The following is a 7,125-nucleotide window of genomic DNA, read 5'->3' on the forward strand; positions in this document are numbered from 1 at the left end:
GGCTGTTTCCGGCACGTCGGCCTGAGCCTTACCCAACTTCCGTGAAGGTCAATAGCAGGGTGCCACACTATCTCGTTGCAAGTGATCGGGCCCTGGACTTCCTTCCTGCGCTATGCGGCGGAGGTGCTGGAGCGGGTCGACCGGATCGTGGCTCAAGGCCGGCCCTACCCTGACGAACTTTCCGGCCAGCCGGGCGGCTTCAACTGCCGCTACGACCTCGATTCCTGCTTCGCCGCCTTTGACCTGTTGGTGGGGCGGCAACAACGGGCTGATCGACGGGTACGGACGGACTGGGTGGACATCCCGAACGGACTACAGCCCTGTGGTAAAGCCGAGCCGGGCGTCGACGAGAACGGCACTAGGCTCTACGCCTTCCGACCGGATTCGAACTGGATCACGGCGCTCGAGCAAACGAAGGGCGGGTTTGCGCCGATCGTCGCCGCGATGCTGCGTGCGCACCCCGAGGGCTGGGAGCACACCTCGCTCTGGGACGACCTGGCCGCGCTTTATCTTCTGCGACAGGAAATTTTCGCCGCGCGGGGCGGGCACATGGAGCCCTGTGTGCCGGCCGCAACGATTCGACGGATGCTGACCGAGGCAATGACCGCTAAGTTACCTGACTGGACTGCCAAGCCAAGGACCGCCGAAGCCCGTCCGGCAGGACCCTGACCAGCCGCCTAGTGTTGCCGCAGCGGCTCATTGCGGCGCTGGGCTCGTGCAGTACCGGCGGGAAGCTGTCAGGCGACTTTCGGGAGCAGGCCACCTACGACACGACGGACCCATCCACCTCGCAAGCTGAATTTGCTACAACAGCGAACGTGTTGAAGGATTAGAGTAAGGGGTGCCCAGCGAGGTGGATGGGTGCCAGATGTCGCCCACGGCCTGCTCCCCAAAGTCGGATGACAGGAAGCATACGGGCGCGCGTCGACGTGCTCGCGCGGTGCCCTGAGATGCACACGAACGAGGCTGTAGGGAGGACGTTTGCGATGACCAATGGGCGACAGACCTTCGACCTTGGTCTGGTGATGGCGGGGGCTGTTTCGGCAGGCGCCTACACCGCCGGCGTCCTCGACTTCCTCTTCGAGGCGCTCGACGCGCTGGAGGACGCTCGCAGCGGCGGCGACACTGCTCCTCTAACGGCGGGCCTGCCCGAGGAGAACCCAGTGTTCGACCCTGGGCACGACGTGCGTATCGGCGCCATGGCTGGCGCCTCGGCCGGCGCAATGGTCACTGCCATCGCCACGACCCTGCTCGGCACCCGAGTTCCGCCTATCGGCCCGGGACGAAGGCCGGACGCCGCTTCCGTCGGTAACCCGCTCTACGACGCCTGGGTAAGTGAAATCCACTACGACCGCCTTCTCGGCACCGCAGACCTTGCCGGCGGCGCGCCGCTGCGCTCGCTGCTCGACGCCTCGGCGCTGGACGCGATCGTGCGGCGGGCGCTTGCCTACTCGCAGCGGACCGACCGCGTTCGCTCCTATGTTGCAGAGCGGCTGCCGATCTATCTCTGTGTCAGTAACCTTCGCGGCATCCGCTACTCGCTCTCGCTCGACGCCGAGCCCGACGCCGGGACGGAGCACCAAATGTCCATGCACGCCGACCATGTGGGCTTCTGCTGGCATGCCCGGCCCGGCGGCGAGGGACTGCCTGGCCTTCGGTCCTTGGCGCCGGGCGGTGATCAAGGCCCCTGGGACCAGCTCGGGGCATCCGCGCTTGCCAGTGGCGCCTTCCCGGTCGGACTGTCTGCGCGGGAGGTAAAGCGCCGCTTCTCGGACTACGAGGAGCGCCAGTGGTATGATCCAGGCCAGCTTCTCAACCCGGTGCGTCGGCGCGACAAGAACGGGCAGGAGGTCGTCCCCTCAGAGGATCCAGCGTCGTGGCTCAGCCGCGCTGGCGCGGGCGTCACGCTCCCGCCTGTGGATCGCTCGGTCGACCACCCGGGTGGCGTCTATGATTTTGTCAATGTGGACGGGGGCGTGTTCAACAATGAGCCTCTGGAGCTCTGCCGCACCGCACTGGCGGGCCCAGGCGGGCGCAACCCCCGCGACCCGGCCGAAGCAACACGTTCGGTGCTCCTGATCGACCCCTTCCCGAATCTCTTTGAGTTGGACCGGGCCTACGACGCTGAGAAAGAGCGCCGGCTTCTGGTTGTCCTGAAGCGGCTTGTCGGGGCTTTCACAGCACAGTCGCGCTTCAAACCAGACGAGCTGGCGCTGGCGCGCGATCCCGGCGTTGCAAGCCGCGCGGCAATTATGCCGGTCCGCTACGAGGAGCCCGGAAACCGGAAAGCGAGGTACGCCATCGCCTGCGGCGCGCTGGGCGGCTTTGGGGGGTTCCTGTCGAAGGAGTTCCGCCACCACGACTATATGTTGGGCCGGCGCAACTGCCAGCGCTTTCTGATGCGCCACCTTGCGCTGCCGGCCGACCCGGAGAACGGCACGGAGAACCCGCTCTTCGCGCGGTGGCCACGCGACGCCCGGCTCCGAGAGCCGTTCGCCTTCCGGAAGACGTACCGGGGGGCGGACGGTGTCGAGCGGCAGGTGCTCCACTTGCCCATTGTTCCGCTGCTGGGGCGTCTGGCTAGCCCGGACTACACTGCGACACCGCCCTGGCCCGTTACCCCGGCTGACCTCCAACTTGAGGATCTGCGCGCCCGGATTGAGGCGCGGGCAAATGGAGTCAAGGCAGCCTTGGTCCGCGAACTGCGACCAACGATCTGGTTCCGTGCCGCCATCGAGGCAGTTTGGTGGCGCAAGCGGGACCAGTGGATTGAGCGCTTCGCAATGGCTCCGATCCGGTCCGACCTGCAGAGTCGCAGTCACAACATCCGATGATGTAATGAGATCTGTGCGCGGGTAATCCGCTGCGCCGGCGTTGTGGCTGCTTGGTGTTGGCTGCCGCCGGTTCCTGGGCGAGTTCGCCTCGGCTTGGCTGTTTAGGCCGTCGTTCGACGCCACTGAATGGCCATCGCCCTGCCGAGCGCAGAGTCCGGGCGTGAGATCACGCCCGTTGCTCGATCAGCAGGCCGCAGCTCCGGCGCAGGTTGTACGCCATCGCCGCAAGCCTCACCTGCAGCCCCGCCTTGGCGGGTGCAGGGCGCTGACGCGCAATGGCCATGTCAAGCGGCGAGCGCGAGCTCATGGCCGAGATGGTCGGTCATAGCCCAGCCGACGACGCGGCGGGAGAACAGGTCGAGCACCACGGCCAGGTACAACCAGCCCTCAGCAGTCCAGATATACGTCAAATCAGCCAGCCAGACCCGATCCGGCGCGCTGGCAGTGACATCGCGCCCGAGCAGGTTCGGCGCCACCGGATAGGCATGCGCGCTGTCGGTGGTGCGGCGGAACCGGCGCCGGCGCCTGGCCGACAGGCCCATGCCACGCATCAGGCGCACCACCCGCTTGCGGCCAACCCGCCGGCCATGGCTGCGCAGGGTGGCATGCACGCGCGGGCTGCCGTAGCGACCCCGGCTGGCCTCGTGCGCGGTGCGGATCTCGGCCGCCACCGCCCGGTCCTCAGCCGCCCGCACACTCTCCGGCCGGCTGGCCCAGGCGTAGTAGCCACTCCGGCTCACCCCCGGCACCTCGCACATGATCTGGATGGGGAAGTCGGCGACAGGCTCGCGGATGAAGGCATAGCTCATCTCCGGCCCGTCGCCCGGCCGAAGATGAGCGCAGCTTTTCCCAAGATGTCGCGCTCCATCCGGACCCGATCGAGCTCACGTCGCAGCCGCCCGATCTCCGCCGCCTGGTCGGCCGGGCTCGGGCCCACGCGGCGCGCCGGCGCCGCCTGCTCTTCGGGGGGCGTCGACGCCGGCGCGCCGCTCTCTGTCGCTGTGCGGCTCTCTGCCCAGCGCAGCCAAGTCCGTACCAGCTGGTCCGGCAAGCCAAGCTCGGCCGCCACCGCCGAAACCGAGCGGCCACCACGGATTGCGGCCACCGCTTCGAGCTTGAACGCCTCCGGAAACAACCGGCGCTGTTTGTTGCTCTCTGCCATCGACATCTCTCAGGCTTTTCAGCCTATCTGGGGTGTCCGTGAGAGCGGGGCAGGGCCACCGCAACCGGAGGTCAGATCGGTGGACCACAACCACAGCGACAAGCCCTTGGGAGCGCCGGCGTGTGCCCGGAACGCTGACGCCGGCGCCCCCACGGGCGGCGCCGGGCCAGAGCGTCGCAACTCTGCCCAGCGCAAGCTGCTATCACACCCCGAACAAAATCTGCACCGAGCAACCCAGCCTTGCTCAGTGCCTGCCCGCCACCCTACCCTTGGCCGCCTGAACAGCGCAGCCAGCTGTCTCATCATCCGGACGCACTACAGCCCACAACATCTACAGTCGCCTTGCCGCCCTGCTCGCCTGCTTTCTGGCCAGTGCTGATCATAGTCCGCCGCCTCGCAGACAGCATCGGCTTCGTCGTGCAGCCGCGCCGCTAGATGGTCGAGAAATCGCTCGACTGGTTCGGCTGCTAGCGTCGGCTACGCACCATAACTTCGCAAACGAGGTTTCAGCTCACGCTGCGGTTGCGGCCTACCCAGTACGGCTCGCGCAGGAGCCGACGCAGGATCTTGCCGGACGGATTGCGTGGCAGCGCTTCAGCGAAGTCCACGGACTTCGGCAGCTTGAAGCCGGCAATGCGCGCCCGCGCGTGCCCCACGATCTCCTCGGCCAAGGCGGACGCACCGGGGCGCAGAACTACGATGGCCTTCACCGCCTCGCCCCATCGCTCGTCCGGTACACCGATCACGGCGACGTCGGCCACCGCAGGGTGGCCGAACAATGCGTTCTCCACCTCCGCCGGGTAGACGTTCTCGCCACCGCTCGCAATCATGTCCTTCACCCGGTCCTGGACGTAGACATAGCCCTCCTTGTCCAAGTGGGCGACGTCGCCGGTCCGCAGCCAGCCCCCCGGGAAGAAGGCCGTGCGGGTCGCCTCAGGATTGTTCCAATAGCCCTTCATCACCGTAGGCGAGCGGAGTACGAGCTCGCCCGCCGTCCCGGCCGGCACCGGCTCACCGAGCGGGTTCATGACGCGCAGCTCGAAGCCGGGATAGGGCAGGCCGCAGGAGCACAGCTTGCCGCGCGCCGGATTGTGCGCCTCCTGCGGCAGGATCGTGCCGGCACCTGTTGCCTCGGTCAGGCCGTAGAGCTGCCACAGTCCGGCTCTCGCAAAGGCCTGTCCGGCGCGCAGCATCAGCGCCTCGGCGATCGGTGAGGCGCCGTAGACCAGAGTGCGCACCGAACCGAAATCCGCTGCGGCTGCAGCCGGGTGCTCCAGCAGCGCTAGGATCGCGGCGGGCACAAGGAGCAGCCAGGTGACGCCATGGCGGAGAATGATCTCGATCAACCCGGTGGGGCTGAACTCCTCCAAAACGACAACCTCGGCACCCCGCGTGAGACCGAGCAAGCCGACGTTTGTCCCGGCGACGTGGAACACCGGCATGCACACCAGCACCACCGCCTCGGGTCCGATGTCCCCGAACCGGCCAAGTGCGATGGCCTCCAGGGTGGCGAGATAGTTGCGGTGGGTGAGCTCCACGCTCTTGGGCAAGCCGGTGGTGCCGGAGGTGTACATCTGCAGCACCGTGTCCTCCGCCTCAACTAGCACTCCTGGGTCGGCGACAGACTGGGCATCGCGCCACGCCTCGAAGCCCGGCCAGCGCTCGCCCGCGCCGCTGCCCATCGAGACGCAGCGCAGCCCGGCGGGCATGCCCTGTTCCTCGGCCGCAGTTTCGAAGCCCCGGCCGAGGAACAGGGCCGCGACGCCGGCGTCGGTGAGGATCGCCGCGACCTCTGGTGCGGCCAGGCGCCAGTTCACCGGGACCAGCGCGACGCCGGCCCGGGCGGCGCCGAACAGCAGTTCGAAGTAGCGGTCCGAGTTCTTGCCGAGATAGCCGACGCGGTCGCCGCGGCGCACGCCGAGCCTAGCGAGGCCGTGGGCGACTTGGTCTGCATGGCGGTCGAGCTCGCCATAACTCGTGGTCCAGTCGTCGAATATCAGGGCGGTCTTCGTCGGTTGTTCCCGGGCGTGGTGGCGCAGCAGCTCGGCCAGGGTTCGACTCTCGTGCAACACTTTCATCGGCCGCCTCCCGGGAGGCTGCGGCACTGTCCCTAGGCCCAGTTCCGCGCAGGAAGCACCCGCTGGCCAACCCACCAGCGGGACGCGGAGGCGAGCCGGGACGCACGTGCTCGGCTTCCGGCAAGTCCTGAGTGACGCGGTGCATGATCTAACCGCCAGTGCCCGCGTCGCAAGCACCTTCGCAGGAGAGCGCGCTCCACTCTCGGCTTTGCGTACGCCGTGTCGAACCGATTGAGGACGTCACCCCAAAAAGCACGCTGGCCCGTACCAGCATTCGGCCCAGCGTGCTCTTGACCCGGAATGAGCTGTGGACCCAGTGGGGCAAATTCTCACATGCGATAAACCGCCCGCTCCGCAGGTTAACCGTTGTTCCTGTGCGGAGCGGCTTACTGCTCGCGTTCCCACGTGATCACGGCCCGAAGTTTCCGGCCGGGCTCGACGGGGTGTTCCTGCACCTCACTCGTTAAGGTTAGTCGGTTACCGTCAAAGGCGAAGTAGCGAACCTGCCGCGAGCCGACCCAGTCGGGATGCCATGCGGCGTCGATTTCGGTCTCAATCCTATCACCTTCAATGGAGTAGTGCCCGGTATATGCGGTGAGGCTCCCAAACAGCGCTGCCGCTTCGGCATCCGTCGTGGGAGGCATACGCTCGCCGGGATAAAGGATCACCATCATGCGGCCGCCGGGCTCGAAGATGATATAGCCGCTTGGGTTTGGTGGTGTGACGACCTCGCCCGTGTCCTCCATCCGGCGGTGTGCAGCTACTACCTTCCAAACCCCGACCAGCTTGCGAGAGACATTCGCTGTTCCTGTCATAGCGCTGCTCTCCTCCCTTTGGAGAAAGCCTACACCGAGCTTGGCGGGAAGCCTCAACGTCGATCAGGCTACTAGCCTTTAACCTTTCTCACTTGATGGGTTGGATGCCCCCTGCTCTGCGGCATCGAGGTGCCATAGCGTGGTTGGCGCTGAGCCCCACCACGAGGGAGAGGAGGCATCGATGGAGGAGATTAGGACGATCGGCCTCGACCTGGCCAAGAGCGTTTTCCAGGTGC

General features: G+C 66.7%; 6 protein-coding genes. 2 read left to right on the forward strand and 4 right to left on the reverse strand.

Annotated features, from left to right (window positions below; genetic code table 11):
* The first annotated feature begins 75 nt into the window (after positions 1 to 75).
* Positions 76 to 669 (forward strand): hypothetical protein, encoded by a 594-nt coding sequence (locus tag AC5JJ1_RS09920; protein ID WP_495784959.1) that lies wholly within the window; start codon positions 76 to 78, stop codon positions 667 to 669.
* 317 nt (positions 670 to 986) lie between these two features.
* The gene (locus AC5JJ1_RS09925; protein ID WP_495784960.1) at positions 987 to 2,834 is read left to right on the forward strand and encodes a hypothetical protein; all 1,848 of its coding nucleotides are present in this window, start codon (positions 987 to 989) and stop codon (positions 2,832 to 2,834) included.
* 284 nt (positions 2,835 to 3,118) lie between these two features.
* On the opposite strand, the gene AC5JJ1_RS09930 is transcribed toward AC5JJ1_RS09925, so the two are convergent.
* The 4 genes from AC5JJ1_RS09930 to AC5JJ1_RS09945 all read right to left on the reverse strand — a co-directional run bounded on the left by AC5JJ1_RS09930 (position 3,119) and on the right by AC5JJ1_RS09945 (position 6,889).
* On the reverse strand, positions 3,119 to 3,643 hold the full coding sequence (locus AC5JJ1_RS09930; RefSeq protein ID WP_495784961.1) for an IS3 family transposase: 525 nt from the start codon (positions 3,641 to 3,643) through the stop codon (positions 3,119 to 3,121).
* On the reverse strand, positions 3,640 to 3,996 hold the full coding sequence (locus AC5JJ1_RS09935; RefSeq protein WP_495784962.1) for a transposase: 357 nt from the start codon (positions 3,994 to 3,996) through the stop codon (positions 3,640 to 3,642). Before AC5JJ1_RS09935 ends, AC5JJ1_RS09930 begins: the two co-directional genes overlap by 4 nt.
* Positions 3,997 to 4,502: 506 nt before the next feature.
* Positions 4,503 to 6,074: a long-chain-fatty-acid--CoA ligase gene (locus AC5JJ1_RS09940; protein WP_495784963.1), complete on the reverse strand. Its 1,572-nt coding sequence runs from the start codon at positions 6,072 to 6,074 to the stop codon at positions 4,503 to 4,505.
* A gap of 386 nt (positions 6,075 to 6,460) precedes the next feature.
* On the reverse strand, positions 6,461 to 6,889 hold the full coding sequence (locus AC5JJ1_RS09945) for a lipocalin-like domain-containing protein (protein WP_495784964.1): 429 nt from the start codon (positions 6,887 to 6,889) through the stop codon (positions 6,461 to 6,463).
* Between the last annotated feature and the right edge of the window lie 236 nt (positions 6,890 to 7,125).

This window comes from Belnapia sp. (genome assembly GCF_059504005.1).